Origin of the sequence: Streptomyces sp. NPDC037389, assembly GCF_040636475.1 — a bacterium.
In the GTDB taxonomy this organism is placed as follows: Bacteria; Actinomycetota; Actinomycetes; order Streptomycetales; family Streptomycetaceae; genus Streptomyces; species Streptomyces hesseae.
Window position 1 is genome coordinate 84,144 of the sequence record NZ_JBEZUS010000011.1, and the last position, 26,114, is coordinate 110,257.

The 26,114-nt window shown below is 73.9% G+C and carries 19 protein-coding genes and 1 tRNA gene; 9 read left to right on the forward strand and 11 right to left on the reverse strand.

What is annotated here, in order from left to right:
• The first annotated feature begins 40 nt into the window (after positions 1 to 40).
• Together AB0E98_RS24340 and AB0E98_RS24345 are read left to right on the forward strand one after the other, a co-directional pair.
• The gene (locus tag AB0E98_RS24340) at positions 41 to 2,209 is read left to right on the forward strand and encodes a UvrD-helicase domain-containing protein (protein WP_361706172.1); all 2,169 of its coding nucleotides are present in this window, start codon (positions 41 to 43) and stop codon (positions 2,207 to 2,209) included.
• An 88-nt stretch (positions 2,210 to 2,297) separates the two neighbouring features.
• Positions 2,298 to 3,497: an amidohydrolase family protein gene (locus AB0E98_RS24345; RefSeq protein WP_361706175.1), complete on the forward strand. Its 1,200-nt coding sequence runs from the start codon at positions 2,298 to 2,300 to the stop codon at positions 3,495 to 3,497.
• Between the two features lie 38 nt (positions 3,498 to 3,535).
• On the opposite strand, the gene AB0E98_RS24350 is transcribed toward AB0E98_RS24345, so the two are convergent.
• From AB0E98_RS24350 to AB0E98_RS24360, 3 genes are all read right to left on the reverse strand, one after another.
• Positions 3,536 to 4,774 carry a DUF6545 domain-containing protein gene (locus AB0E98_RS24350; protein WP_361706178.1) on the reverse strand — a complete coding sequence of 413 codons (1,239 nt, stop codon included), beginning with the start codon at positions 4,772 to 4,774 and terminating at the stop codon, positions 3,536 to 3,538.
• Positions 4,767 to 5,252 carry a hypothetical protein gene (locus AB0E98_RS24355; protein WP_361706180.1) on the reverse strand — a complete coding sequence of 162 codons (486 nt, stop codon included), beginning with the start codon at positions 5,250 to 5,252 and terminating at the stop codon, positions 4,767 to 4,769. Before AB0E98_RS24355 ends, AB0E98_RS24350 begins: the two co-directional genes overlap by 8 nt.
• Positions 5,253 to 5,504: 252 nt before the next feature.
• Positions 5,505 to 5,577 (reverse strand) — tRNA-Arg (locus AB0E98_RS24360).
• Positions 5,578 to 5,882: 305 nt separating this feature from the next.
• On the opposite strand from AB0E98_RS24360, the gene AB0E98_RS24365 reads away from it, so the two are divergent.
• The 7 genes from AB0E98_RS24365 (at position 5,883) to AB0E98_RS24395 (ending at position 14,869) form a co-directional block, all read left to right on the forward strand.
• A complete protein-coding gene (locus AB0E98_RS24365) occupies positions 5,883 to 7,517 on the forward strand; it encodes a dynamin family protein (protein WP_361706454.1) in 1,635 nt (544 codons plus the stop codon).
• A 5-nt stretch (positions 7,518 to 7,522) separates the two neighbouring features.
• Positions 7,523 to 9,547, forward strand: a complete 2,025-nt coding sequence (locus tag AB0E98_RS24370; RefSeq protein WP_361706182.1) for a GTPase — start codon at positions 7,523 to 7,525, stop codon at positions 9,545 to 9,547.
• A 197-nt stretch (positions 9,548 to 9,744) separates the two neighbouring features.
• Positions 9,745 to 10,212 carry a single-stranded DNA-binding protein gene (locus AB0E98_RS24375; RefSeq protein ID WP_361706185.1) on the forward strand — a complete coding sequence of 156 codons (468 nt, stop codon included), beginning with the start codon at positions 9,745 to 9,747 and terminating at the stop codon, positions 10,210 to 10,212.
• Positions 10,213 to 10,450: 238 nt separating this feature from the next.
• A complete protein-coding gene (locus AB0E98_RS24380) occupies positions 10,451 to 11,872 on the forward strand; it encodes a Cys-Gln thioester bond-forming surface protein (protein ID WP_361706188.1) in 1,422 nt (473 codons plus the stop codon).
• A 167-nt stretch (positions 11,873 to 12,039) separates the two neighbouring features.
• Positions 12,040 to 13,704 carry an energy-dependent translational throttle protein EttA gene (gene ettA, locus AB0E98_RS24385; protein WP_361706190.1) on the forward strand — a complete coding sequence of 555 codons (1,665 nt, stop codon included), beginning with the start codon at positions 12,040 to 12,042 and terminating at the stop codon, positions 13,702 to 13,704.
• Positions 13,705 to 13,706: 2 nt separating this feature from the next.
• Entirely contained in the window at positions 13,707 to 14,147 is a 441-nt protein-coding gene (locus AB0E98_RS24390) for a thioesterase family protein (RefSeq protein ID WP_311611146.1), read from the forward strand.
• Positions 14,144 to 14,869, forward strand: coding sequence for a hypothetical protein (locus AB0E98_RS24395; RefSeq protein ID WP_361706193.1), 726 nt, complete (start codon positions 14,144 to 14,146; stop codon positions 14,867 to 14,869). The genes AB0E98_RS24390 and AB0E98_RS24395 overlap by 4 nt, the downstream gene beginning before the upstream one ends.
• 111 nt (positions 14,870 to 14,980) lie before the next feature.
• Here AB0E98_RS24395 and AB0E98_RS24400 read toward each other — a convergent pair whose 3' ends face one another.
• The 8 genes from AB0E98_RS24400 to AB0E98_RS24435 form a co-directional block, all read right to left on the reverse strand.
• Positions 14,981 to 15,385 carry a globin gene (locus AB0E98_RS24400; protein WP_361706196.1) on the reverse strand — a complete coding sequence of 135 codons (405 nt, stop codon included), beginning with the start codon at positions 15,383 to 15,385 and terminating at the stop codon, positions 14,981 to 14,983.
• A 59-nt stretch (positions 15,386 to 15,444) separates the two neighbouring features.
• Positions 15,445 to 16,473, reverse strand: coding sequence for an FHA domain-containing protein (locus tag AB0E98_RS24405; RefSeq protein WP_361706198.1), 1,029 nt, complete (start codon positions 16,471 to 16,473; stop codon positions 15,445 to 15,447).
• A gap of 37 nt (positions 16,474 to 16,510) precedes the next feature.
• A complete protein-coding gene (locus tag AB0E98_RS24410) occupies positions 16,511 to 17,932 on the reverse strand; it encodes a VWA domain-containing protein (protein WP_361706200.1) in 1,422 nt (473 codons plus the stop codon).
• A 120-nt stretch (positions 17,933 to 18,052) separates the two neighbouring features.
• Positions 18,053 to 19,213, reverse strand: a complete 1,161-nt coding sequence (locus tag AB0E98_RS24415; RefSeq protein WP_361706203.1) for a PP2C family serine/threonine-protein phosphatase — start codon at positions 19,211 to 19,213, stop codon at positions 18,053 to 18,055.
• Positions 19,214 to 19,216: 3 nt separating this feature from the next.
• The gene (locus AB0E98_RS24420) at positions 19,217 to 22,240 is read right to left on the reverse strand and encodes a tetratricopeptide repeat protein (RefSeq protein ID WP_361706205.1); all 3,024 of its coding nucleotides are present in this window, start codon (positions 22,238 to 22,240) and stop codon (positions 19,217 to 19,219) included.
• Positions 22,230 to 23,552 (reverse strand): hypothetical protein, encoded by a 1,323-nt coding sequence (locus AB0E98_RS24425; RefSeq protein ID WP_361706208.1) that lies wholly within the window; start codon positions 23,550 to 23,552, stop codon positions 22,230 to 22,232. Before AB0E98_RS24425 ends, AB0E98_RS24420 begins: the two co-directional genes overlap by 11 nt.
• A gap of 69 nt (positions 23,553 to 23,621) precedes the next feature.
• Positions 23,622 to 24,578: a glutamate ABC transporter substrate-binding protein gene (locus tag AB0E98_RS24430; protein WP_361706211.1), complete on the reverse strand. Its 957-nt coding sequence runs from the start codon at positions 24,576 to 24,578 to the stop codon at positions 23,622 to 23,624.
• 17 nt (positions 24,579 to 24,595) lie between these two features.
• Positions 24,596 to 25,927: a hypothetical protein gene (locus AB0E98_RS24435; RefSeq protein ID WP_361706457.1), complete on the reverse strand. Its 1,332-nt coding sequence runs from the start codon at positions 25,925 to 25,927 to the stop codon at positions 24,596 to 24,598.
• Between the last annotated feature and the right edge of the window lie 187 nt (positions 25,928 to 26,114).

Genomic DNA, 26,114 nt, shown 5'->3' on the forward strand with positions numbered 1-26,114 from the left:
TGCATGTTTCGGGGGAGTAGGTGGTAAGGGGGGTGGGGGCATGGCGGCTGGGGGATCGGCATCGACCAGGGCCCAGGAGGCCCGGCGGCACGAGCGTGAGCTCCGGGAACAGCTGAGGGCCGCGCAGCGGGAGGCCCGGCGGTGGGAGGCGGCGAGCGAGGGCGAGCGCAAGGTCGCCGCCCAGCTGCTGATGCTCACCGAGCGGGGCTGGCGACTGCTCGTGGACCGGCGCTGGCCGGGGACGCGGGCGGCCAATGTGGACATGCTGCTGATCGGGCCCGGCGGTGTGTTCGTCATCGACGTCAAGAACTGGCGGGCCGCCCCGGAGACCGCCGACGGGCATCTCGTCGCCGCCCGGCAGCGCCGCGACGGCGAGATAGGCAAGCTGCTGGCCGTGACCCGGCTGGCCGAGGCGGCCGTGGCGGAGCTCGGCATGTCGCCCGTGGCGGTCCGGCCGGTCGTGGTCTTCGCCGGCCGCTCGTTCAGCGGCGAGCTGGGCCGGGTGCGGCTGCTCGGGGAGCGCGAGGTGGGGCCGGCGCTGCTGGCTGAGCGGACCCGGCTCGCCCCGGCCCGGGTGGGGGAGGTCGCCGGCCATCTGGCCCGGGTCTTCCCGGCGTACGAGGGCTCGGCCGTTCCCGCCGAACGCTCCGGCGCGCGCTCGGCGGTACATGCGCCCCAGGAACCGGCCGACGCGCTGTTCGACGTCGAGGGTCTGCGGGACGCGGCCGTCGAGGCCGCCCGCCGGGGCCCGATCGAGCAGTGGATGACCTTCCTCCACCCCGCCCAGGTCGCGCTGGTGCGGCGTAATTGGTCCGGCCCCGCCCGGGTCAGCGGCCCGGCGGGCACGGGGAAGACCGCCGTGGCCCTGCACCGCGCCGCGCTCCTCGCGCAGCGCACGACCGGGCGCGTGCTGTACGTGACGTTCGCCAGCAATCTGCCACGCGTGCAGGCCACTTTCCTCAAGGCGATGTCCCCGGCCGTCGCCGACCGGGTCGAATTCCGCAGCCTGCATTCCTGGTCGCTGAAATTCCTCGAAGAACGCGGAATTCCCCACCGGTTGCACCGGGAAGGCGCGCTGACGGCGTTCAACCGGGCCTGGATACACCGCGGCCGGGACAGCGTGCTCGGCGCCCTCGACCCGTCGCCGCGCTATTGGCATGAGGAGGTCGACTGCGTCATCAAGGGCCGGGGCATCACCCGCTTCGAGGAGTACGCCACGCTCAGGCGCCACCGCCGCCGCACCAACCTCCGCCGCCCGCACCGCGAGGCGGTCTGGGCGCTGTACGAGGAGTACGAGCGGGTGCGCGCCGAGCGGGGCGTGCACGACTTCAACGACATCCTCGGCCTCGCCCTGGCCGAGGCCCGCGCCCGGCCGGGCCGTTCGCCGTACGCGGCCGTCATCGCCGACGAGGTCCAGGACCTCACGCTCGTCGGGGTGCGGCTGCTGCACGCGCTCGTCGGTGACGCGCCCAACGGCCTGCTGCTGGTCGGCGACGGCCAGCAGGCCGTCTATCCCGGCGGTTTCCGTCTCTCCGACGCCGGGATCGACGTGCGCGGCGACCGCGGCCAGGTCCTGCGCGTCAACTACCGCAACGCCAAGGAGATCCTGGACGCGGCCCTCGCCGTCGTCGCCGAGGACGCCTTCGACGACATCGACGGCACCCGGCTGGCCGGCCTGCGCGACGTGGACCTCACCTACCGGGGCGGCCAGGTCACCCGTGCCGTCCTGCGGACCCCCGCCGAGCTCGACGAGGCCCTGCTCGCCGCCCTGCGCGGCCGCGGCGAGGCCGGCTGGCCCGACTCGGCGGTCCTGTGCCCCACCCGGCGCGAGACGGAGCACTACCAGCGGCTGCTCGCCCGGGCGGGGATCCCGCAGTGCCCCCTGGAGCGTTACGACGGCCGGCCCGTGCCCGGGGTGAAGGTCGGCGGCTACCGCCGCGCCAAGGGGCTGGAGTTCAAACACGTCTACCTGCCCGGCCACACCGCGGCGGGCGTCCCCGGGCCGGACGACGACGGCATCGCGCTCGAACGCGAGGAGCTCCGGCGCGCCCAGCTGTTCGTGGCCATGACCCGGGCCAGGGACACGCTGTGGCTGGGCTCGGTCGAAGCCGTGGCCGTGGCGAACGGCGTACCGGCGGGCGAGGCGCCGGGGCCGACAGCGGTGCCGGCCCCGGCGCCGGCCCCGCTGTCGCGGTCCGCCCGATTGTGATCTTCTCGCGGGCACGGTCGCGGGCTAACGTGCGGGGGAACCGCCCGTGCCAACCGATGGCCGACGACAGACACTTGGAGCACAGCTCGTGGACGACTCCCGCTCGGCCATACGCGCCGCACGCCTCTTCGACGGTGAACGGGCCCACAGCGGCCCGGTGCTGGTCCTGGTCGAGAACGGCCTGATCACCGATGTCGACCTCACCGGCGCCAACCCGCCGGAGGGAGTGCCGCTCACGGACCTCGGGGACGCCACGCTGCTGCCGGGCCTGATCGACGCCCACAGCCATCTGGCCTTCGAGGCGGGCGGCGCCACCGAGCAGCAGATGTGCCACGACGACGACGTCACCGTGCTCGCCCGGATGCGCGAGCACGCCACCCGGGCCCTGCGGGCCGGGATCACCACGATCCGGGACCTGGGCGACCGGGGCTATCTGTCGCTGCGGCTGCGCGAGGAGTTCGCCGAGGAAGGTACGGGCCCCCGGATCGTGGCGGCAGGCCCGCCCCTCACCCGTAGCAGCGGCCACTGCTGGTACCTGGGCGGCGAGGCCGACGGGACGGACGAGGCGGTCGCCGCCGTCGTCGACCGGGCCGAGCACGGCACGGACCTCGTCAAGATCATGGCGACGGGCGGGATGTCCACGACCGGCTCCAACCCCGGCGGCTCCCAGTACACCCTGGCCGAGCTGCGGGCCGTCACCGACGCCGCGCACGGCCGGGGGCTGCCCGTCGTCGCCCACGCGCACGCGGCGGCGGGCATCGCGGACGCCGTGGCCGCCGGGGCCGACGGCATCGAGCACTGCACGTTCATGACCCCGCACGGGGTGCGCCTCGACCCCACGACGGTCGACGCGATGGCCGCCGCCGGCACCTTCGTCGGCTGCACGGTCGTCAAACCCCGCGCGGGCATGCCCGACGAGGTGCTGCGGACCATCGAGCCCTACTGGGAGAACCAGGCGTACATGCACCGCCGGGGCGTGCGCGTCGTCTGCTGCACCGACGCGGGCATCAACGCGCACAAGCCGCACGACGTGCTCCCCGCGGACCTCGTGTACTTCGCCTCGCAGGTCGCCACCAACACCGAGGCCCTCACATCGGTCACCTCGCTCGCCGCCGCGTCCTGCGGGCTCGCGGACCGCAAGGGCCGCATCGCCCCCGGCCACGACGCCGACCTGCTCGCGGTGGCCGGGAACCCGGTGCACGACCTCGGCGCGCTCTCCCGCGTCCGCGCGGTCCACCGCGCGGGACGGCGGGTCGCCGGCGCCCTGCCGGAGGAGGCCGACGCGTGAAGAGCGGCCGGGCCGACGCGTAAAGAGCAGCCGGTACGTCAGGAGCCGGCGGCCACCGCTGACGGCGCCTCGGGCCGGAAGCCGTCGGCGAAGGAGCCGACCGTACGGGAGCGCAGCGCCCGGTGCAGCCGCAGCATCCGGCGGATCTCGCGGTGCACGGTCGACCTGTCGGCGAGGACCTCCGGCAGCAGGTCCTTGTCGAGCTCCTTGTGGTAGAGCTTGTCCGCTCCGGCCGCCGCCTCCCGCCGGGTCACCTCGATCCAGCAGGCGGTGGCCGTCAGCCGCTGCCGCTGGACGAGGCGCGACTGCCCCGGGCCACCGGAGTACGGCGGGGCGCCCGTCGCCTCCCCGGCCTCGTAGAGGAGCTCCGGCGATGCCCAGCCGTCGTGCAGGAACGTGATGCTGTCGTGGATCTCGATGACCCGCTGGTGCAGCCGCTCCCACGCACTGTCGAACGCCAGCAGGTCCGTCCTTCGCGACGGGGGCGCCGCCACGGTGAGTTCGGGCGTCGCGCGCCGCAGCAGCAGCCACAGCCCGTACAGCCGCTGCCGGCGGTACCAGTACAGGGACACCTGCCGCAGCGGCTCCAGCGCGGCCAGCGAGCACCCGAGGGCGACGAGGACGAACCGCGCGAAGGAGCACCAGAATCCGGCCAGCGCGAGCGCCCCCGGGGCCTCCGTGAACCACCGGACGCAGCGGATCACCAGATAGGGCACCTCCGCGCTGGTGCCCACGGCGAGCGCCAGCACACTGACGCGCAGCACCGGGCTGCGCATCGCGACACCGTGCCGCCAGAAGACCGCGGCCGCCCCCACCGCCGTGATCAGCCCGTACGCGATCCACACGACCGCGTACCCGGCCCACCAGCCGTGCGCCCGCGCCCCGAACCGGTCGGGCGCGGGGGTGACGGCGAAGAAGGCGAAGGCGAGCGCCGCCATCGAGGCCGCGCAGACCACCGGCGCCCGGCGCAGCCACGCGGGGACGGTGCGCCCCGCAGCGGCCAGCGCCACGGCGAGCCACCACACGAACGCGAAGTCCGTGAGGGCCACCAGCGCGACGGCGAGCTCACCGGTCTTGGGCACCCCGGTGACCTTGTCGACCCAGCTGCCCACCTCCGCCTGGATCACCAGCGAGCCGGTCGCCAGCACTGCCAGCGCGAGCCACACCGGGCGCTGCGGCGGCCGGCGCAGGGCGGGTATTCGCAGGACCAGCACGGTCCACGCGATCAGGAGGATGACCCCTCGCAGCGTCTCGACCCACGCGGGAACGTTATGCACGGCCGGCTCCGAGAAGGCTCTCCGCCTGCCGCTCCACCGCGCTGATGCCCTTGGGCCGCATCTGTCCGGCGATCCTCAGCACCAGCGAGGCGAACGTCTCCGCCAGCTCCTCCTCGGCGTCGTTGCACGACTTGCCCTTGGCCCGCTGCCCGTCCATGCCCGACCCCGAGCCCGGACCGCTCAACACCTCCTGGAGGGCGGTCCCGTGACCCGCGAGCATGTGGCAGATCTCGTGCAGCACGATGTGGTCGCGGTAGTAGCCGGTCGCGGACGAGCGGATGATGATGTGGTCGGTCGCGCCGTCGTCGTACCACATCCCGAACGGCAGTGCCGGAAGGTCGGCGGAGTGGAGCTTCAATGCCCTTCCCCGGGCCCGCCCCAGCGCCTGGCAGAGCTCTTCGACGTCCCATGGCTGGGGCAGTTCGGGAAGCCGGGCGACGAGCTTCTCGGCCATGGCCCGCACATGCTTATTGGCCACGACGTACCCCCTCCCTCGCGATCGCGGGCACCGTCGGCTCACCCCTCCCCGACCAGGTGCTGCACTGTCCCCTCGCCGCCACGCGTCATTGCCCCGCTCCCTTTGCTCACGACAACCGGAAGACGGCCCCCCCAAGCCCCCTGAAACGGGGTCGAGTGTACAGACCGGCGGGCATGCCGAACCGGGTCCTGTGGAGGACGGGAAGGCGGTGGGGGAGGGGGAGGAGAAGAAACGTCCCGACTGGACGAAGAGCGCCCCCGGCAGGACTCGAACCTGCGGCCAAGTGCTTAGAAGGCACCTGCTCTATCCACTGAGCTACGGGGGCCGGTGTGTACGGCGGTCGCGGACGGCTGAAGCCCCGGGCTCGGTGGTGCCGTGACCTTGCCGGGGACAAGGATAGGGCTCCGCGTACCTCGTCCCGGTTGCTTCACCTCCGTGACACGATGTGGAGGTTCGGTGAAGCGGTCCTGATAATCGCAGGCAGGTGCGATTTTCGCATCGTTTTTGACGCACTTGGTACCGGGTGTTGTGCACTCGTTATGCCTGGGCCACATACGCCACGCCTCGCGCGCCATGGCCTATATGTTTCAAAATCACCCCAGAATTGGGCATTCTGCACGTGTGGCGACCTTGGACGTACGGCCCCGACTGCTTGACGCGCTGTCCGCACTGCGTGATCGCGTGGACGCCGCACGCTTCCCGCTCCCCCTTCCCGGCGCCGCCCGCGCCCGCCGAAACCGGGCCGAGCTCCTCGCGCAGCTCGACGACTACTTGGTGCCCCGCCTGTGCGCCCCCGAAGCGCCGTTGCTGGCGGTGGTCGGGGGGTCCACGGGAGCCGGCAAGTCCACTCTGGTCAACTCACTCGTGGGGCGGAGGGTCACTGAAGCGGGGGTGCTGCGGCCGACAACCCGTACGCCAGTGCTGGTCTGTCATCCGGACGACCACCACTGGTTCGCCGGGCCCCGGGTGCTGCCCAGGCTCCAGCGGATCTGGGTGCCCGCGCAGGACGGCGCGTCCGGGGCGTTCGAGGCGGAGGCGGCGGGCGAGGAGGCCGCGGCCGCCGCGGAGCCGGAGCCGCCGGAGGACGGGCCGCCCGCCCTGCGGATCGAGACCGACCGCGCCCTGCCGCGCGGGCTGGCGCTGCTGGACGCGCCCGACATCGACTCCCTCGTCGCCGGCAACAGGGAGATCGCCGCCTCCCTGATCTGCGCGGCCGACATCTGGGTGCTCGTCACCACCGCGACGCGGTACGCCGACGCGGTGCCCTGGCACCTGCTGCGCACGGCCAAGGAGTACGACGTCACGCTCGTCACCGTGCTGGACCGGGTGCCGCACCAGGTGGCCGTCGAGGTGTCCCGGCAGTACGACGCGCTGCTGGAGAACGCGGGCCTGGGCGACGTCCCCCGCTTCACCATCCCCGAACTGCCCGAATCCGCCGACGGCAGCGGTCTGCTGCCCGCCACCGCCGTCGCCGGACTGCGCACCTGGCTCGCCCAGCGCGCCGAGGACCCGGCGGCCCGGCTCGTCGCGACAGCGCGCACCGCACGCGGAGTGCTCTCCTCACTGGGATCCCGGCTGCCGGGACTGGCCGGCGCCTCGGCCGTCCAGCACGCGGTGGCCGTACGAACCCTCCAGCGGGTCGAGGACGCGTACGGGCGGGCGGTCGAGCGGGTACGGCGGGAGATCGCGGCGGGGGAGGCGCTGGCCGGGGACGCCCTCACCCACTGGCGCGGCTATTCCCACGACAGCACCCCGGACGAACTGCTGACCGCGCTGGCCGGCTCCGTCGTCGCGCTGCTGAGCTGCGCCGCCGACGCCGCCGACGAGGAGATCGCCGCGGCCTGCGCCGAGGACCCGGTGGCGGCGGCCGCCCTCGCGCCCGCCGACCCCGACGGCGCGCGGGCCAGGATCGGGGTGGCCGTGCGCCGTTGGCGGCGCTGCCTGGAGGAGATCGCCGAGGAGGAGGTCCGCGCCGCCGAGCGCGACCGGGGGACCGAGAGCGAACGGACCGCCGCGCTCCTCGCGGCGGAGCTGCTGGGCGGCCGCCGGGCGGGCCGGGCCGGCGACAAGCTTGCCGGGACGTTCGGCGCCCAGCGCGCCCTGCGCCTGCGCGACCGCGGGGCCGAACTGCTGACCGGCTGTCTGGAACAGGTCCTCGACTCCGAACGGGACCGCAGGGCGGCACCCCTGGAGGCCCTGGAGATGACCCCCGATCACCAGGTCGAGCTCATCGCCGCGCTGTCCCTGCTGCAGAAGGAGAGGTGACCGCCATGACCCCCGACGTACCTCCGGGCACCGCCCCGGGCGCCGCCACCGGCGCGGCCCCGGGCCCGGCTCCCGGCCCGGCTCCCAGGAACGGAGCGGACGGGCGGGGCGGCGGCAACGGCGGCGGCAACGGCAACGGCGAGCGCTACTGGTACGACGGCGTGATCGCACGCCGCGTACGCCCCGAGCCCACCCCGCGCCCCGGGCGTACGACCCCGCTCGTGGACCCGTCCTCCTCCCCCGTGCCCCGCGTCGCCGCGCCCCCCTCACCCGTCGGCCTGGCGCTGCGGCCGCGGCTGGACGCCCTGCGCGAGCTGGTCGGGCTGTCGCGCGCAAGACTGGACCGGCGCACGCTCGCCGAGGCGAGCCGGGTGCTGGAGGAGGCCGCCGCCCGTCACCGCCACTCCCTGGACCTGACGGTGGTCGCCATCGCCGGGGCGACCGGAAGCGGCAAGTCCACCTTGTTCAACGCCCTGGCCCGGGCCCAGCTCTCGGAGGCCGGGGTGCGCAGGCCGACCACCGCGCTGCCCGTCTCCTGCGCCTGGAGCGACCGCGCGGAGGGGCTGCTGGACCGGCTGGGCATCCCGGCCAGGACCCGTCGTACGCCCGTACGCCCCTACGATCCGGCGCTCGGCGGGCTCGTCCTGCTCGACCTGCCGGACCACGACTCGGCGGCCACCGGGCACCGGGAACAGGTGGACCGGCTGCTCGCCCTGGTGGACGCGGTGATCTGGGTGGTGGACCCGGAGAAGTACGCGGACGCCGTGCTGCACGAGCGCTACCTGCGGCCGCTGGCCGGGTACGCGGAGGTCACGTTCGTCGTGCTCAACCAGGTCGACCGGCTCTCCGCCGACGCCGCGGACCAGGTCCTGGACGACCTGCGGCGGCTGCTGGACGAGGACGGCCTGGCGCTCGGCGAGTACGGCGAGCCCGGCGCGTCGGTCATGGCCCTGTCGGCGCTGACCGGGGCGGGCGTGGGCGAACTGCGCGAGGCGCTGGGCGCGTTCGTCGCCCGCCGCAACGCCGCCGAACTGCGGCTGACGGCGGACGTGAACGGCGTGTCCGCGCGACTGCGCCCGGCGTATGTGACGGACGTACGGCCGGGGCTGACGGAGCGGGCGCGGCAGGAGTTCGAGGACCGCCTGGCGGAGGCGGTGGGCGCCCAGGCGGCCGGCCTGGCGGCGGAGCGGGCGTGGCGCCGGGACGCCGAGCGGGCGTGCGGGACGACGTGGACGCGGCTGCGCTACGGCTACGAGCGGTGCAAGGGGCTCCTCGGCCTGGGTTCCGCCGGCCGGGCGGTGCTCGCCGGCGACGGCCACGACACCGGTGGCAGGGACACGGGCGGGCTCGCGGGCGGCGCGTCCGCGCCGCGCCGGACGGCGTCCCGGCCGCTGGTCGAGCAGGCGGTGCGCACGCTGGCGTACGAGGCGTCCGCCGGGCTGCCCGGCCCCTGGGCCCAGGCGGTCCGCGAGGCTGCGGGCCGGGGCGCGGAGGGCCTCGCGGAGGCGCTGGACGGGGTGGCCGCCGCCTCGGCCACGGCCCTGGTGCCGGGCACCCGGCGCGTGGGCGGACCGCCCCCGGGCGGCGTGGCGGGCGCGGACGGCGGCCGGACGGGCGTCTGGCCCACGGACGCGGACGCGGGCCCCGGGCGTACGCGCGGGGGCGCGGGGGCGCGGGCGGTACGGCCCCGGTGGTGGGCGGCGGTGGCGGCGGGGCAGGGCGCGCTGTCGGCGTTTCAACTGATGGGGCTGGCGTGGCTGGTGGGGGCGTTCATGGGCGAGTTCGGCGGGCCGTGGTGGGTGCCGGTGGTGCTGATGTCCGGCGGTGGTGTGGGCGGTCCGGTGCTGGCGTGGTGCGGACGGCTGGCGGCGCGGGGGCCGGCGCGGGGGTACGGGCTGGAGACGGAGCACCGGCTGCGGAGCGCGGCGGCGGGCTGCGGGCGGGCCCGGGTGCTGGAGCCGGTGGCGGCGGAGCTGCTGCGGTACCGGGAGGTGCGGGCGCAGTTCGTCATCGCCGCGGGGGAGGGCTGAGACGGGAGGCCTGAGGTGGGAGGCCTGGGGTGGGAGGCCTGGGGTGGGAGGTCGGGCCCCTGTGGGTGACGGAGTTGTGCACAACCGCGGGGTTGTCCACAGCCCTCGGCGGGCCTTGCCGATCACGGTCACTATGGGCTCACGGACCGGCGGGGGCAGGGCCTCGCGGTCCATGAGCGACGGGGGAGGCGTTCAGGGTGAACGAGACGCTGGTGACGGTCGTGGGCAATGTGGCCTCGCAGCCCGACTACCGGGAGGCGGCGAACGGCGCGGCCGTCTCGCGCTTCCGGCTGGCGGCGACGGTGCGTCGCTGGGACCGGCAGCGGGAGGAGTGGGCGGACGCCTACACGAGCTTCTACACGGTGTGGGCGTGGCGGACGCTGGCGGCGAACGTGGTGGGCTCCGTGTCGGTCGGCGAACCGCTCATCGTGCAGGGAAAGTTGCGCATCCAGGATCAGGAGCGCGAGGGGAAGCGCTGGTTCTCGGCGGACATTGACGCTGTGTCCATCGGCCATGACCTCACGCGCGGTACGTCGGCGTTCCGCAGAGTGTCACCGGCCAGGCCGCTGCCGATCGAGCCGGTGCGGATGGTCGCCGGGGGCGGCGCCGGGGCGTCGTTGACCGAAGCGGCAGAGGCGACGGTCGCGGCCGGGGCACCCCTCTGAAATGCGGTGTTTGTACCGGCGATTTATCGACAATCCCGGACCGGAAACCTTGCGGCGGTAACGATTCCGATTCGGAACCGCCATCCGAAGGTATGTGCGACTTTCAGGTGATCACCGATCCCTAAGATCACCCTCCATAGCAACGGGGGCTGCTGAGTTTTGAGTTGCCCTGCGGGGTGCGTCCGCGACGACCCGGAGCCGGTCTCGCGTGATCCGCACCGCGCCCGAAAGGAAATCCATGAACTCTGTCACGAGACGGGGCGCCGCCCGTCTTGCCGCGGTGGTGCTGACGGCCGGGCTGGCCGTCGCCGGTGCGGCCGCCACCGCGGGCGCCGCGGCCGCGGACGAGGCGCCGCGGAGCCAGGGCGGTGTGTCCGCCACGCTCGGCCGGATCACGGCCGGCGGCCCGGCCGTCCTGCGCGAGGGGCAGGGCCGGAACGTCCTGGCCGGCCTCTTCGAGATGAAGGTCGACGGCGGCGGAACGCTCCAGACCTACTGCGTCGACATCCGCACCAGCACCGTCGACGGCGCGAGGTACCGGGAGACCGGCTGGGGCGAGTCGCCCCTGCACGCCAACAAGAACGCGGGAAGGATCCGCTGGATCCTGGAGCACTCCTACCCGCAGGTCAACGATCTCAGCGCGCTCGCCAAGGCCTCCGGCGCCGACACCCTCGACGCCAACACCGCCGCCGCGGGCACCCAGGTCGCCATCTGGCGCTACTCGGACGGCGTCGGCGTGGACGCCGGGAACCCCGCGGCCCAGAAGCTCGCCGACTACCTCTACAAGAGCGCGGAGGACACCGAGGAGCCCAAGGCGTCCCTGACGCTCACCCCGCCGGCCGTCTCCGGCAAGGCCGGCGGGCGCCTCGGGCCGGTCACGGTCCGCACCGGCGCGGGCAGCGTCACCGTCGCCCCCTCCACCGACGCCGCCGGCAAGGGCGTGAAGATCGTCGACAAGGACGGCAAGCCGGTCACCACCACGACCAACGGCACCGAGCTCTACTTCGACGTCCCGGCCGGCACCCCCGACGGCTCCACCACGCTCAGGGCCACGGCCAGCACCAAGGTCCCGGTCGGCCGGGTCTTCGTCGGCGACCACACCAAGACGCAGTCCCTGATCCTGGCCGGCTCCAGCGAGAGCACCGTGTCCGCCGGCGCCACGGCGAGCTGGGCCGTCAAGGGCGCGATACCCGCGGTCAGCGCCCAGGTGAACTGCGCCAAGGGCGGTGTGGAGATCACCGCGGTGAACAAGGGCGACCAGCCCTGGACCTTCGACCTGGACGGCAGGAAGCACACCGTCGCGCCCGGCGGCACCGACGCCGCGCTGGTGAAGGTCGGCGAGGACCAGCCCTACAAGATCACCGTCACCGGTCCCAACGGCTTCTCGAAGACGTTCTCCGGGATCCTCGACTGCCGGACGGCGACGCCCGCCAACGTCATGAGCGGCCCCGGCAAGCCCACGGCCTCGCCGAGCCCCACCCCGGCGAAGGGGCCCGCCGGCTCCGTCGGCCACGGCTCCGGCGGCTCGGTCGGCAGCGACCTCGCCGGCACCGGCGGCAGCACCGCCACGCCCAAGATCGCGGGCCTGGCCATCGTTCTCATCGTGGTCGGCGGCGGCGCCGTCTTCCTGCTCCGCAGGAAGGAGCCGTCCGGCCAGTAGCACGCCCCGGATCGCGACGGTCGGTGACCGTGAGATTCCGCTCGGTCACCGGCACGTCGCCCACAACGCGTTTCCGCCCAAGGCTTCCCGTACGGCAAGATGGGGTGTATCTGCCCTCACGCGGCGGAGCCGCACATTGGCCCCTCTCGATTGCCGGACGGTTTCTCTTGGCTGAGTACATCTACACCATGCGCAAGACGCGCAAGGCGCACGGCGACAAGGTCATCCTCGATGACGTGACGCTGAGCTTCCTGCCCGGTGCGAAGATCGGTGTGGTCGGCCCCAACGGTGCCGGTAAGTCCACCGTCCTGAAGATCATGGCGGGCCTGGAGCAGCCGTCCAACGGCGACGCGTTCCTGTCGCCCGGCTACAGCGTCGGCATCCTGATGCAGGAGCCGGAGCTCGACGAGAACAAGACCGTGCTGGAGAACGTCCAGGACGGCGTCGCCGAGGTCAAGGGCAAGCTCGACCGGTTCAACGAGATCGCCGAGCTGATGGCGACCGACTACTCCGACGCGCTGCTCGAGGAGATGGGCAAGCTTCAGGAGGACCTGGACCACGCCAACGCCTGGGACCTCGACGCCCAGCTGGAGCAGGCCATGGACGCGCTGGGCTGCCCGCCCGCCGACTGGCCGGTCGTCAACCTCTCCGGTGGTGAGAAGCGCCGCGTCGCGCTCTGCAAGCTGCTGCTGGAGGCCCCCGACCTGCTGCTCCTCGACGAGCCCACCAACCACCTGGACGCCGAGTCCGTCAACTGGCTCGAGCAGCACCTGGCCAAGTACGCCGGCACTGTCGTAGCGATCACCCACGACCGTTACTTCCTCGACAACGTCGCCGAGTGGATCCTCGAGCTCGACCGCGGCCGCGCCCACCCCTACGAGGGCAACTACTCCACCTACCTGGAGAACAAGGCCTCCCGTCTGAAGGTCGAGGGCCAGAAGGACGCCAAGCGCGCCAAGCGGCTCAAGGAAGAGCTGGAGTGGGTCCGCTCCAACGCCAAGGGCCGTCAGGCCAAGTCCAAGGCGCGCCTCGCCCGTTACGAGGAGATGGCAGCCGAGGCCGACAAGATGCGGAAGCTGGACTTCGAGGAGATCCAGATCCCGCCGGGCCCGCGTCTGGGCAGCATCGTCGTCGAGGTCAGCAACCTCTCCAAGGCCTTCGGCGACAAGGTCCTCATCGACGACCTGTCCTTCACCCTGCCGCGCAACGGCATCGTCGGTGTCATCGGCCCGAACGGCGCCGGCAAGACCACCCTGTTCAAGATGATCCAGGGCCTGGAGAAGCCGGACTCCGGCACGATCAAGGTCGGCGAGACCGTCAAGATCTCCTACGTCGACCAGAGCCGCGCCAACATCGACCCCAAGAAGACGCTGTGGGCCGTCGTCTCCGACGAGCTGGACTACATCAACGTCGGCCAGGTCGAGATGCCCTCCCGCGCCTACGTCTCCGCGTTCGGCTTCAAGGGCCCGGACCAGCAGAAGCCGGCCGGTGTGCTCTCCGGTGGTGAGCGCAACCGCCTCAACCTGGCGCTGACCCTCAAGCAGGGCGGCAACCTGCTGCTCCTCGACGAGCCCACCAACGACCTCGACGTCGAGACCCTCTCCTCGCTCGAGAACGCCCTGCTGGACTTCCCAGGCGCGGCCGTGGTCGTCTCCCACGACCGCTGGTTCCTGGACCGAGTGGCCACGCACATCCTGGCGTACGAGGGCGACTCCAAGTGGTTCTGGTTCGAGGGCAACTTCGAGTCGTACGAGAAGAACAAGATCGAGCGCCTCGGTGCGGACGCGGCCCGTCCGCACCGCGCCACCTACAAGAAGCTCACCCGGGACTGATCGTGGCGCGCCACATCTACTCGTGCCCCCTCCGCTGGTCCGACATGGACGCCTACGGCCATGTCAACAACGCGGTCTTCCTGCGCTACCTCGAAGAGGCGCGGATCGACCTCATCCACCAGCTGAAGGCGGGAGCGGGCAAGGAATCCTTCGTCGACGGGTCCGTCGTGGCCCGTCACGAGATCGACTACCTCCGCCCGCTGGTCCACCGGCCGGAGCCGGTGACCGTCGAGACCTGGGTGACCAAGGTCGGCGCGGCGTCCATGACCGTCTCCTACGAGGTCAAGGACGCCGAGCAGGTCTATGTCCGGGCGTCCACGGTGATCGTCCCGTTCGACTTCGCGAGCGGCCGCCCCCGGCGGGTCACCGCCGAGGAGAAGGAACTGCTCAAGACGTTCGCCGACGAACCCGCCGGGACCTCCGGGGAAGCCGTCGCCGCATGACGCGACGGCTGTGCTTCGCCGACGCCCGGGAGGCGGCCGACCTGGCCGCCTTCCTGGCCCGGCTGATCCACTACGACCGGGCCGCCGCCGTCCGCCTCCAGGCGGGCGGCGGTGTCCTCGGCATCTTCGGGCGTCCGCCGTCCTTCGAGGTCCTGGCCATTCGCACGGCCCGGCTCGCCGAGCCCGTCGCGCTGGACGTCACCGTCTCGGCGGGACAGCTCGCGGATGCCCTCGACGCCGGTGCCCCGGCGTCCTCGGGGACGCTGGAGATCACCGTCCCCGAGGCCGTCACCGGACCGCCCTGGGCCGGTGTCCTGCCGCCCCGCGGCGGCTGGCGACGGATCGAGGGGTTCCCGGCGGCGGAGGCCGTGCGCGGTGCGGTGGCCGCGGCGGTCGCCGAGTTCCGCGCGCGGGACGAGGCGCTGCCCGAGCACCGGCGTACTCGTGCCGAGCGCGATCGGATCGGGCGGGAGATCTGGTCCCGGACGCTCGGGGATACCGGGTTGCCGTTGCGGGCTGTGCATGCGGCGCAGTCGCTGGGGTTCTTGCGGCCTGTGCGGGCGATGGCTGGTGCCGGCCCGGTTGTGGCAGCCGCGTCGGCGCCTGAGGCGCCGGTGCTTTTCGCTGCGCGGGGGTGGCTGCGGTTGCGGACGCCTTATGGGTCGGTTGCCGTCAGCGTTGGGGGCGGCGGTTTGCGGGGCCTTACGGTCACGCCCGCGTAGGGGGCGGGTGCGGGGTTCGGGCGCGGCCCGGTGGGGTGGTTCGTCCCCACCTTCCCCCGGTTACCGCTGGGAGGTGCCCCCAGCCCTGCGGAACGCCTGCCCACAAACCGGTCAGCTCGGGGCGTTGACCATGGACGCGGCCGCGTAGGTCAGGTAGTTCCAGAGCTGGCGCTCCAGTTCGGGGGCCAGCTTCAGGTCGTCCACCGCGTCGCGCATGTGGCGGAGCCAGGCGTCGTGGGCGGCGCGGTCGACGACGAAGGGCGCGTGGCGCATCCGCAGGCGCGGGTGGCCCCGGTTCTCGCTGTACGTCCGGGGGCCGCCCCAGTACTGCATCAGGAAGAGGACCAGCCGCTCCTCGGCCGGGCCGAGGTCCTCCTCCGGGTACATCGGCCGCAGCAACGGGTCACCGGCCACACCCTCGTAGAAGCGGTGGACCAGGCGCCGGAAGGTCTCCTCCCCGCCGACCTGCTCGTAGAAGGTCTGCTCGGAAAGCGTGCCGCGAGGAATCTCATTCACGCCTCCATGGTCTCAGACCCCCCGGCCGAGGACCGGAGTCCTACGTCCCTTCCGGCTCCTCAGCCCCGCCGGACCGTGATCGTCGTCCACGCGCCCACGTGCACCCGGTCCCCGTCCCGCAGCGGCACGGGCACATAGGGCTGGATCGCGTCCTCGGAACCGTTGATCGTCGTGCCGTTGGTGGAGTCCTGGTCGACGACGGCCCAGCCCCCGTCCGGCTGCTGCACCAGCATCGCGTGCTGGTGCGAGACGCCCGGGTCCTCCGGGGGACGCGACAGGTCGATGTCCGGGGACTCCCCGGTGCTGTGCCGGCGCCGGCCGATGGTGACCTGCTGGCCGCCGAGGGGGAAGCGCAGCTCGGGGGAGTAGGCGGGCAGGTTCAGCCCCGCCGCCTCCGGGCCGCTGCGGTTCATCATCGACAGGAAGTACTCCCGGTCGGGCGCGACGACCGCGACCCAGCCCGCCGTCGGCGCGGGCACGCCCGGCGGCGGGGGCGCCGACTGCGGGGCGCTCCCGTCCGTCCCTCGCGCCCCCTGGTACTCATAGGGCTCGTAGGGCTCGTACGTGTACGGATTGTGCCCGGCCGCCGGGGCCGCCCGGTCGCCCTGGGCTGCGGACGCCGCGTCCGGAGAGGCCAGCACCCAGTCGTCGTCCTCGCCGAAGGGCGCCAGCGGCTCGGCCGGGCGGTTGACCCTCGACGGCCGGGAACCGGTGTACTCGAAGCTCGGCGGCGACTGGGTGTGCTGCGCCGGGGGCGGCGGTGCCGACTGGAGGGGCTGCGGGGGCGGGGGCGGCGAGGCGTAGGGGTTCGCCGACCGGGTGACGAAGTTGTAGCGGCACTCCTCGCAGAAGGGGCCCTGTGCCTCGCGGGGGGTGCGGCACTGCGGACAGAGCTCCGCCTGGACGGTGGCGTCGCCGCCCGGGTAGCCGTAGCCGCCGGTGCCGCCGGGCTGCCCGGGCGGCGCGGTGGGCGGCGGTGGGACGGTGGCCGGGGGGCCGGGCGGGGTCGTGGCCGCCGACATCCGGTGGCCGCACACCTCGCACCAGTCCGCTGCCTCCGACGGGTGGCCGTTCGGGCATGTCGGCATGTCGGTCTCTTCCCCCTCTGGCGGTTGCTTCTCGGCGCTACTTCTTGACGCGAACGGTTTTCGTGGAACGGGTTTCCAGCGTCATTTCGGCCTCCTCCGAGACCTTCGCCTTCAGCCGCACAGTACCGTTCGCCGCGTCCACGACGTCCACCACCTTCGCAAGGAGTTTCGCGGTGTCAGCGTGGCCGGACCGGCTTGCCAGCTGGACGGCCCGGCCGAGTTTGGCGGTCGCGCCGTCCACGTCCCCCGCCTTGCGCAGGTCCAGGCCCTGCTGGATGGCCAGGGCCAGCTCGGCCTGGCCGGTGTAGTGGGCCACCTGGGGGTTGATGGACGTCGACGCCTCCAGGTCGTCCGTCCACACCGCCCGGATCAGGCCCTGGGCCAGGACGTGCGGTGACGAGCCGTCAGGGGTGGGCAGCACCAGCGACACCCGGGCGGCGAGCATCTCCTGGCCCACGTGGGCGCTCGGCACCCGGACGCAGACGTGGTAGTCGCGGGACTCGTCGCCCCACGCGCCCGTCGGGTAGTCGCCGGAGCGCGGCCCGGACTCCTGACGGCGGTCCGTCAGCTCCTCCATCGTGGGCGCGACCTGCTTGACGAAGACCACCTCGGCGCCCTGCGGTGTCCACAGCCGCAGGGAGACGTCCGCGACCTCCTTGCCCATCACCGCTTCCATCATCCGCGTGAAGTCCTCGGCCAGCCCGGCCGGGTTGGCGACGATGTCCGCGCTGCCCAGCAGCGCGGAGGCGATGCCCGTGACCTCCTTGACCTCCCAGTCCGTCCCCACGCCCCGCGCGTCACAGGTGAACCGGCCCGCGCACGCGTCCAGCGACGCCCGCAGCGCGTCGGGCTCCTCGTGCTCGTTGCGGCCGTCGGTGAGCAGGATGCCGTGACGTATCGCCGCGTCGGACGAGGACAGCAGCCGGTCGGCGAGGCGCAGCCAGGTGCCGATGGCGGTGCCGCCGCCCGGGCTGAGCTTGCGCAGCGCCTCCTTGGCCTGGCCGCGGGTCATGTCGTCGGCCATCGCGAGCCGCCCGCCGGCCGGGTAGACCTCGCGGGCCTGGTGGGTGCCGCCGATCACGGCGAAGGCGACGCCGTCGCGCAGAGCGTCGACGGCGGCGGCCGTGGCCTCGCGGGCGCTGCGCATCTTGGCGGGCGGGTAGTCCATCGAGCCCGAGCAGTCGACCATCAGGACGACGGCGGCGTCCGGGGGGCGGGGGCCGATCGCCGCCGCGCCGGGCGAGGGGGAGGCGGCCGTCAGGGGCGTCTCCCCGGACCCGGACCCGGTACCGGACCCGGACCCGGTACCGGACCCGGACCCGGTACCGGAGCCGCAGCCGGCTCCGGTGGAGGTCACCGTCACGATGGCGTTGACCTCCCGGCCCCCGTCGGGGAGGTTGACGTTCTGGTACACGTCGACGGCGAATCCGGGCACGCTCGGTTTGGCGAAATGGGCCATCTGTTCCGCTCCTTCGTACGTACTCCACGTGGTCGGCACGGGCGTGCGGCGGGGCGGACGAACGGCGCGGTGCCGGAGCCCGGCACCGTGCGTGGATCCCCCCGTGGAAACTGCGGCGCGTCAGGCCGATCCTGCCCCTTCGGCCCGGGACGGGAACGGCACCACTGCCACTGTTACGTTGTCGTGGCCCCCTCCGTCCAGAGCGTGGGCCAGCAGACGGCGTGCGCACTCCAACGGCCGGGAGCGGGCGTCGGCGGGTACGACGGACGCCATCTCCTCGGCGGACTCGGCGTAGTTCCACAGACCGTCGGTGCAGACGATCACCACGCCGGGGCGGTCGAGGTGGTACGAGGCGGTGTGCGGCTCGACCTCGTAGGCGTCCGCGCCGAGCCAGCCGGTGATGGCGTGGGCGCGCTCGTCGGCGTAGGCCTCGGCCTCCGACATCAGGCCCGCCGCCACCATCTGGGCGGCCCAGGAGTCGTCCTCGGTGAGCCGCGCGGGCTGCTTGGTGCGGTCGTCGGGCACCCAGTAGGCGCGGCTGTCGCCGACCCAGCCGACGGTCAGCAGGTCGCCGGTGACGACGGCGCTGACGATGGTGCAGGCGGGGGCGTTCTCATGGCGGTGGTGGCCGTGCTCGCGCGGCTCGTGGCCGGGCGTGGCCAGGGAGGCCACGGCCTCGGCGGCGGCGAGGACCGCCTCGTGCGTGGCCTCCTTGGGCGCGGTGTCCCGGCCCAGCGCCGTCAGCAGCGAGTCGTGGGCGGCCTCGACGGCGGCGGCGGACGCCTCGTCGGGGCGGGCCGCGGACGACACGCCGTCGCTGACGACCGCGACGACGGCCGGCGGCCGGCCGGGGAGGTCGGTGGTGGACACGGCGTACGCGTCCTCGTTGCGGTGGTGGCGCAGGCCGCGGTCGGTGACCGCCGCGACGCCTGCCGACTCGTGCTCCATGTGATCCCGTTCGCGCGGCTGTGCATGTCCGCAGTGTTCGCAGTACCCGTCGTTGTCGATCATGCCCGACCGGCAGGCCGCGCAGGGCCCGGCGGGGCCCGCGCCACGCGCCGGCTGCGCCGGGACGCCGGCGGCCGGCGGGGCGATTCGGTAGTCGTCCGCCTCCCGCGCCGCGGGCGTGTCAGGCCGCCGCCACCCCGTCGCCCGTGGGTCGTCGGGCGCGGGCGGCACCGCCGAGAGATCCACGCCGCAGCCTCCGCAGAAGTTGTCGGCGGGCTCCAGCGGCTCGTGACAGGCGGGGCACGCCGTCAGCTGTGGGGGCAGTTGCGACATCGATCACACCCATGTCCTGGGGCGGTAACGGTTGGCCCGTTCCACCAGTTCGATCCGTTCCTCACCGCGCTGGGCCAGCCGCGCGAGCACCCGGTACGAGCGCTCCAGCCCGAACCGCAGTTCCCGCTCGTCCAGCCCGCTGCCGAGCAGCACGGGCGGTCCCGGGGGCGCGCCGGTGGCGCCCGGCGTGCCCTGGCGGCCCGACAGCACCCAGTCGAGCGCGGTGCCGAGCACTTCCGTCGACAGCCGTTCGCGCCGCACCGCGTCCAGGCCGAGGTCCGTGAGTCCCTCCACCTGGTCGGCGGCGGCCCGCAGGTCGTCCAGCAGCGGCTCCCGGGCCGAGCGCCCCCGCAGCCGGGCGCGCACCGCCGCGACCCGGGCCGCCGTGCAGTGGATGGACGCCGCCGGCACGGACTCCAGGGCCCGCACCGCGCCCTCGCGGTCCCCGGCGGCCAGCCGCACCCGGGCCAGGGCGAACGCCGCGCCGACGAAGCTCGGGTCGGTCGCCCACACCAGGTGGTAGTACTCGGCGGCGTTGTCGAGCTGGCCGAGCACCTCCGCGCACAGCCCGAGGGCCAGCTTGGGCGCGGGCTCCCCGGGGAAGGCGTCGTAGACGGCGTCGAAGGACAGGGCGGCCGTGGTGTGGTCGCCGACGGCTAGGGCGTGGACGCCCCGGTGCCACACGGTGCGCCAGTCGTCGGGACTCGCGGCCTCCAGCGCGGCGAGCGCGTAGGCCGCCGAGCCGTCCTCGCCGAGCTCCAACTGGGCCCGCACCCGCCGCAGCCGCAGCTCCGGCGACTCGGTCGGGGCGGCCTGAAGAGCTGCGTACAACTCGGCGGGCTGCGAGGCGAGCAGACCCGCGAGGAACCCCGCGTTGGGATCGCCGGGATCGACGAGCGGGAACGGCAACGCGAGCGCGGCGGCCCGCCCGTCGATCGGCCGCAACGCGGCCGCGACGGCGCTCGCCGCTGTGGGTCCGCCCGGGATGCCGGGTGTGCCTGCCGCTGTTGCGCCGGGCGCGCCCGGGCCGGTGGCCGTCGGCCAGGCGACAGCGCCGGGTGTCCCCGCGCCGCCCATCCCCGGACCGGTGCCCGTCGGACCGGCGGTCGCGCCGGGCGTGGGGCTCGCCGCCGCGCCGCCCGGGGCGGAGACCGCCGGTGCCGCCGGTGTCCCGCCGATGGGGGGCACGGCGGGGCCGCCCGCGCCCGGCTGGCCCGTGGGGGCCGTGCCGGTGGTTCCCTGACCGGTGCCCGTCGGGCCGGTGGCCCTGGCGGGTCTGATGCCGACGACCGGGACGGCACGTCCGGCGGGTGCGCCGGACGCCGCCGCGCCGGCGCCGGTGCCCGGCGGCCGCGCGCCCGCACCATGGGTCCCCAGGCCGGGCGTCCCCACGCCGCCCGCCCCCGCCGCCCGGGGCGGCGTACCCCCCACGCGTCTGCGGAGGAGGCCGCCGAGGGGCCATCCGCCCCGGTGCGGCGCCGCAGCGCGGCCGCCCAGGGCGGACACATCGCGGTCGCACTCCTCGAAGAGGACCGTGTCCACCACCCGCGGCTCGGGGCCGAAGAGTGTGGACAGCGCGGGGCGCGGGGTGCCCGTCTGGAGGGCGACGACCTCGCGGAGGACGCCCGTCAGCTGCTCCGCCATCTCGTCGGCGGAGGCGAACCGCCGGGCCGGGTCCGGGTCGGTGGCCCGCACCAGCAGCCGGTAGAAGGACTCGTAGCGGGTGAAGACCTCGATATGGTCCGGGGCGGGGAGGCTGTCCACGAAGACGTTCGTGTAGCCCTGGAAGTCGAAGGTGAGCACGGCGAGCGTGCGCGCCACCGTGTAGAGGTCGGAGGCGACCGACGCGCCCAGCTCGGCGATCTCGGGGGCCTGGTAGCCGATCGTGCCGTAGATGGGGCTGATCTCGTCGTCCATCCGCCGCACCGCGCCCATGTCGATCAGCTTCAGCTGGTCCTGCTGCTGGATGGCGTTGTCGACCTTGAAGTCGCAGTACAGCAGATTGCGGCTGTGCAGATGCGCCAGCGCCTCCAGCGCTTCGATGCCGTACGCGCACGCCTGCCCGACCGGCAGCGGGTTGCGCCGCCCGTCGGGGTGGCGGCGCTCGTTGGCGATCTCCTTGAGGGACTTGCCGCCGACGTACTCCATGACGATGTAGCCGTCGAGGCTGCCCGTGCGCTGGTCGAGGTGTTCGACGAAGTTGTAGATGCGGACGATGTTCGAGTGCTCGATCTCCGCGAGGAAGCGCCGCTCGGCGACGGCCGCGGCCAGCGCGTCCTCGTCGCCGGTGTCGAGGAGGCCCTTGAGGACCACCCAGCGGTCGGCGACGGCCCGGTCGATGGCCAGGTAGATCCAGCCGAGCCCGCCGTGCGCGAGACAGCCCGCCACCTCGTACTGCCCGCGCACCACATCGCCCGGGCGCAGCTTCGGCACGAAGGAGTACGGGTGGCCGCACTTGGTGCAGTAGCCCTCCGTGCGTCCCGCCCGGTGGGGGCCCGAACGCCCCACGGGCGCGCCGCAGTCGCTCCGGCTGCAGAAGCGCTTGCGCTCGGGCACCTCCGCGTGCTCCAGCACCGCCGCCCGGGGCTCGGGGCGCGGTACGCCCGGCATGCTGACCAGGCCCGCGCCCAGCTTGTTGCGCCCGGCGCCGGACGCGACGGACTTCCGGCTGCGCACCGAGACGGACCGCGTCACGACGCCCGCCGTGCCCCCGGACACCGAACGCGACAGCCGCCCCGACACCGACCGCCGTGACCCCGACGAACGCGACGACGAGCGGGAGGACCCCGACGAGCCGGATGAGCCCGACGAGCCCGACGAGCCCGAGGACCCCGACGAGCCGGATGAGCCCGAGGACCCCGACCCGTCCCGCCCGCCCGTGTGCGTCATCCCCGTCGCGGGCGAGGCGATCTGCCCGCCCGGCGAGACGACGGGGGCGAGACCGCACGTGTCGCAGTACCGCTCGCCGCCACCCACGTCCTCGTAGCTGCCGGCGCAGCCCGGGCGCTGGCACTCGTCACCGGTCATGCGTCCCCCTGTGCCCGTCGGTTCCCGAGGCGGTCGAGCCCTGCGGGGCCAGGGCCCCGGCCACGGCCCGCTGATAGCGCAGCACCGCCTGCTCGGCGGCGACGAGATCGCAGGGCGCGCTCCACAGCATGCGGCGCGCCACGTCGTACCGCTCCACGACGAGACCGTCCTCCGCCAGGCCCAGCCGCGCCGCCTTGGCCTTGTACGCGTCGAGCCGGCCGCGCAGCTCGGCCCGTACGGCCAGGGGGGCCGTGACCGCGGTCAGCGACTCGCGGGCGCGCAGCAACTCCTCCTCGGCGCGCTGCTCCAGGCTCTCCAGGAGCGGGGAGAGCCGGTGCCACGCGGCGCGTCTGCGGTACTCGCCGGCCATTTCCAGCTGCTCGTAGAGCACGGTCGGCGGGCCGGAGACCACGGGCACCTCATAGGCGGCGATCTTCGACAGGACCTCCATCCGGGCCCGGCGCGCCTCGCCCAGGGTGCGGTCGGCGCGCGAGAGTACGTCGCGCACGCGCATCAGCCGGCGCTCGGCGTCCTGCCGGACGTCGAGGACGGCCTCCACCTCCCGGCGCAGGTCCTCCAGGGCGCGCTCGGCCCGGTCGTAGCGGGCGGTGTCGGGGCGGCCGCCGGGCGCGGTGCCGGGCGGGGCGCCGGTCCAGAAGACGAGCGGATCGGATATCACCTCGGACCGCAGCGCGGCCAGTTCCATGGTGAGGCGCTCCAGGTCGTCGCCCGCGGGGTGCTCGCCGGGCAGGACGCCCACGGAGTGGGCGAGGGAGCGGACGCGCCCCAGCTCGGCGGCGAGCAGGTCGATCCGGGTGGGCAGCGCCGACCAGACGGCGTCGGCGATGACGACCACGTCCAGTGCCTGGGCGTACCAGGAGTTCATCCGCTCGACGAGCTCCATGAGGCTCAGCCGCTCGCTCAGCCTGGCCGCCACGCCCAGGGTCACCATGCCGGCCTGGGGCGGGCCGGCGGGCAGGGTGACGGCGGTGCCGCGCAGCAGGTCGGTCAGTTCGGACAGCTCGCCCGAGGTGGGCCAGCGGCGGCGGCCGCGCAGTTCGCGGGCCGCCTCCAGGGCATCGGTGTAGGCGTCGAAGTACACCCACAGCTGGGTGATGAGCAGCTCGGTGGAATCCCACCGGCTCCTGGTGGCGCCGGTCAGCTCCGCGCCCTCCAGCAGCCGCCGCCCGGCGTGGTCCTGGAGGGCGAGCAGGGAGGACTCGACCGCCTCGTGCTCCGCGCCGAGCCGTGCCAGCGCACGGTCCACCTCCTCGCGGGTCAAGGCCGGCCCGGTGGGCCCCGCGACCGCCATCGGTCCCCTCTCCTGTCCCGCGGCCGGTGCCGCGCGCGAACGGTGTGGTGCTTCGGTCCTTCCGTGCCGTCAGTCCCGGTACCGGGGCTCCGGCGGAGCGGTGATCCCCTGGAGGTCGGCCGCCAGCCACTTGCGGTACGCCAGCATCCAGGGGCTCGCCTCACCGCCCCGGCGGTAGTCCTCCAGTACCGCGTTGACCCGGCGTACCAGGTCTTCGTCCTTGAGGTTCATCGCCACGCCGTAGGACTCGGTGGTGAACGGTTTGCCGACCAGTCGCACGGACGGGTCCTGGGCCGCCTGTCCGGCGGCCAGGGCGCTGTCGGTGATCACCGCGTCGACCTGTCCGAGCTGGAGCCGGACCAGGCAGTCGAGCTGATTGGGCACGGTCAGCACGGACGCGCCGTGCGACTCGTTCTTCAGCTCGGTCTCGCCCGTGGATCCCTTGGCCGTACAGACTTTCTTCCCCCTCAAGCTGTCGTCGAACGCCGTGACCGGTGAGGCCTTGGGGGCCAGCACCTGCTGTCCGGCCTCGAAGTAGGCCGTGGAGAAGGAGACTTGCCGGACCCGCTCGCAGTTGATCGTCATGGTGCGCGCGATGATGTCCACCTTGCCCTTTTCCAGGGCGGGTATGCGCTGGTTCGTGGGGATCGCCAGGAAGACGACCTTGCCGGGGTCGCCGAGGATGGCCTTGGCGATGGCGCGGGCCAGGTCGATGTCGAAGCCGCTGAGCTCGCCGGTGGCGGGGTCGCGATAGCCCCAGCGGTAGCTGTTCTGGTCGACACCGACGATCAGCCGGCCGCGCTCCTTGACGCGCCGGACGGCCGGGCCGTCGGCCGTCGAGGGGCGCAGGCTCGCCTCCGGGGCGACGCACGTCGCGGGCGCGCGCACCGCCGCCGGGGCGGTGGCGTGGGCCACGGGGCCGGTGGGGCGCGCCGCCGGCAGGACGGCCGCGCCCACGGTCACGGCGAGCGTCCACACGCCGGCCGTCACCGCGGCCCGGGTCCGGGTTCCGCGTCGTCCGCCCATCGCTGCGCCTCCCCGTCTCACCGGTACTCCGACAGCCTGCGGCCGATGCCGAGCACCGCGCCCGCGGCACCCAGCACGGCCAGGACGGCGGCTCCGGCCGCCAGCCCCGTGAACGCGCCGCGCCCGTCCTCCGCCGCCCGGCGGAAGTCGTCCTCCTCGTGGGCGAGGGCTCCGCGCAGCGCGGATTCCACCTGGTCGAACGATTCGCCGGTGCTGCCCTTGGCGCTGCCCTTCTCCCCGATCACCTTGGCGAGCGCCTGGCCGTAGTACCCGCCGACGTCGGCGCCGCGGGCCTCGCCGTGCCGCTGCTGCCACTGCGCGACGTCACGGATCGCCGCCAGCACCGGATCGCGTCCTTCCGCGCCGTCCGCGAGGGAGCGGGCCCGGCCCAGCAGGCTGTCCGGGGCGGGCTCGCCGGAGCCGGTGACGTCGCCGCCGATCAGCTTGCGCATGCCCGCGCGGTAGCTGGCCTCGTAGGCGTCGTCGCCCGCCGGGGTGAGCACGGCGCCCCGCGCCACCAGGGTCAGGCTCTCGTCCCCCCGGGCCTGGAGGGAGGCGATCCGGGCCTCGCTCAGCACCTGGAGGGACTTGGCCCCGTTCTCGTAGGAGTCGGTCAGGTCCGCGCGGGCCACGGCGTGGCCGACGGTCAGCCACAGCAGGACCACCGTGCCGGCGGCGGTCCCGGCGAGGAGGCCGTGGTTGAACACCCGGTTGGTGCGCAGGAAGGCGCGGCGCTGGGCCCAGCCGAGGGCGCCGAGGGCCACGACGCCGGTGGCGAGGGCCACCCAGGGCCAGGACTTGGCGTCCGCGTAGTCGGAACGCAGGCGCCCGGTCTCGGCCTCGTAGAGGGCACGGGCGGCCGGCAGCAGTTCCTCGCGCATCCGGTCGCTGGCGTAGCGCAGATAGGCGCCGCCCAGCGGTAGGCCCTGCCGGCCCGCCGCGCGGGCCGATTCCACCAGGCCGGTGTAGACGGGGAGTTGCTGATTGAGCCGGGCTATCTGCTCGCGGGCGGAGTCGGATCCGCCGGTGTCGGCGGCGGCCTTCACCAGGAGCTCGGAGGCGACGCCGATGTCCTTCTCGTAGCGCTGGCGGACGGTCCGGGGCTCGTCCCGGCCGGCCAGGAAGCCCGCCGCGGCGGCCGTGTCGGCGTCGGCCAGGGAGCGGTAGATGTCGGCGGCGTCGGTGCTCAGCGGCTGGCTGCGGTCGATCACGGCGTCCGCCGCCGACGACCGGTCGGCGACCTGCCAGGCGGTGACCGCGCCGAAGGCGACCAGCAGCGCGGCCAGGACCGCGCCGATGACGCGGAGTCTGCCGGGCTCCGTCGTGGCGGCGTCCGCGAGCCGCTCCATGCCCTCGCGCCACGCGGTGCGCCGCGTCCCCGTATCCGGCTGCGCTGGTGACACGTGACCTCCCCCTCGGTCGCCGCGGCCCGCTGTCCCCCGGGCGGCGGGGAACGGGTGCCAGGCCAGCAGTATGGCCGCAGGGACTGACAAACACACCGGTTGTGCATCTTGTGCATCGATCTTGCACGGGTCG

Bases quoted from the DNA above. Each gene is read 5' to 3' on its own strand.
- AB0E98_RS24340 (WP_361706172.1), top strand. From the start codon at position 41: ATGGCGGCTGGGGGATCGGCATCGACCAGGGCCCAGGAGGCCCGGCGG.
- AB0E98_RS24370 (WP_361706182.1), top strand. From the start codon at position 7,523: ATGACCCCCGACGTACCTCCGGGCACCGCCCCGGGCGCCGCCACCGGC.
- AB0E98_RS24380 (WP_361706188.1), top strand. From the start codon at position 10,451: ATGAACTCTGTCACGAGACGGGGCGCCGCCCGTCTTGCCGCGGTGGTG.
- AB0E98_RS24395 (WP_361706193.1), top strand. From the start codon at position 14,144: ATGACGCGACGGCTGTGCTTCGCCGACGCCCGGGAGGCGGCCGACCTG.
- AB0E98_RS24405 (WP_361706198.1), bottom strand. From the start codon at position 16,473: ATGCCGACATGCCCGAACGGCCACCCGTCGGAGGCAGCGGACTGGTGC.
- AB0E98_RS24410 (WP_361706200.1), bottom strand. From the start codon at position 17,932: ATGGCCCATTTCGCCAAACCGAGCGTGCCCGGATTCGCCGTCGACGTG.
- AB0E98_RS24415 (WP_361706203.1), bottom strand. From the start codon at position 19,213: ATGTCGCAACTGCCCCCACAGCTGACGGCGTGCCCCGCCTGTCACGAG.
- AB0E98_RS24420 (WP_361706205.1), bottom strand. From the start codon at position 22,240: ATGACCGGTGACGAGTGCCAGCGCCCGGGCTGCGCCGGCAGCTACGAG.
- AB0E98_RS24425 (WP_361706208.1), bottom strand. From the start codon at position 23,552: ATGGCGGTCGCGGGGCCCACCGGGCCGGCCTTGACCCGCGAGGAGGTG.
- AB0E98_RS24430 (WP_361706211.1), bottom strand. From the start codon at position 24,578: ATGGGCGGACGACGCGGAACCCGGACCCGGGCCGCGGTGACGGCCGGC.
- AB0E98_RS24435 (WP_361706457.1), bottom strand. From the start codon at position 25,927: ATGGAGCGGCTCGCGGACGCCGCCACGACGGAGCCCGGCAGACTCCGC.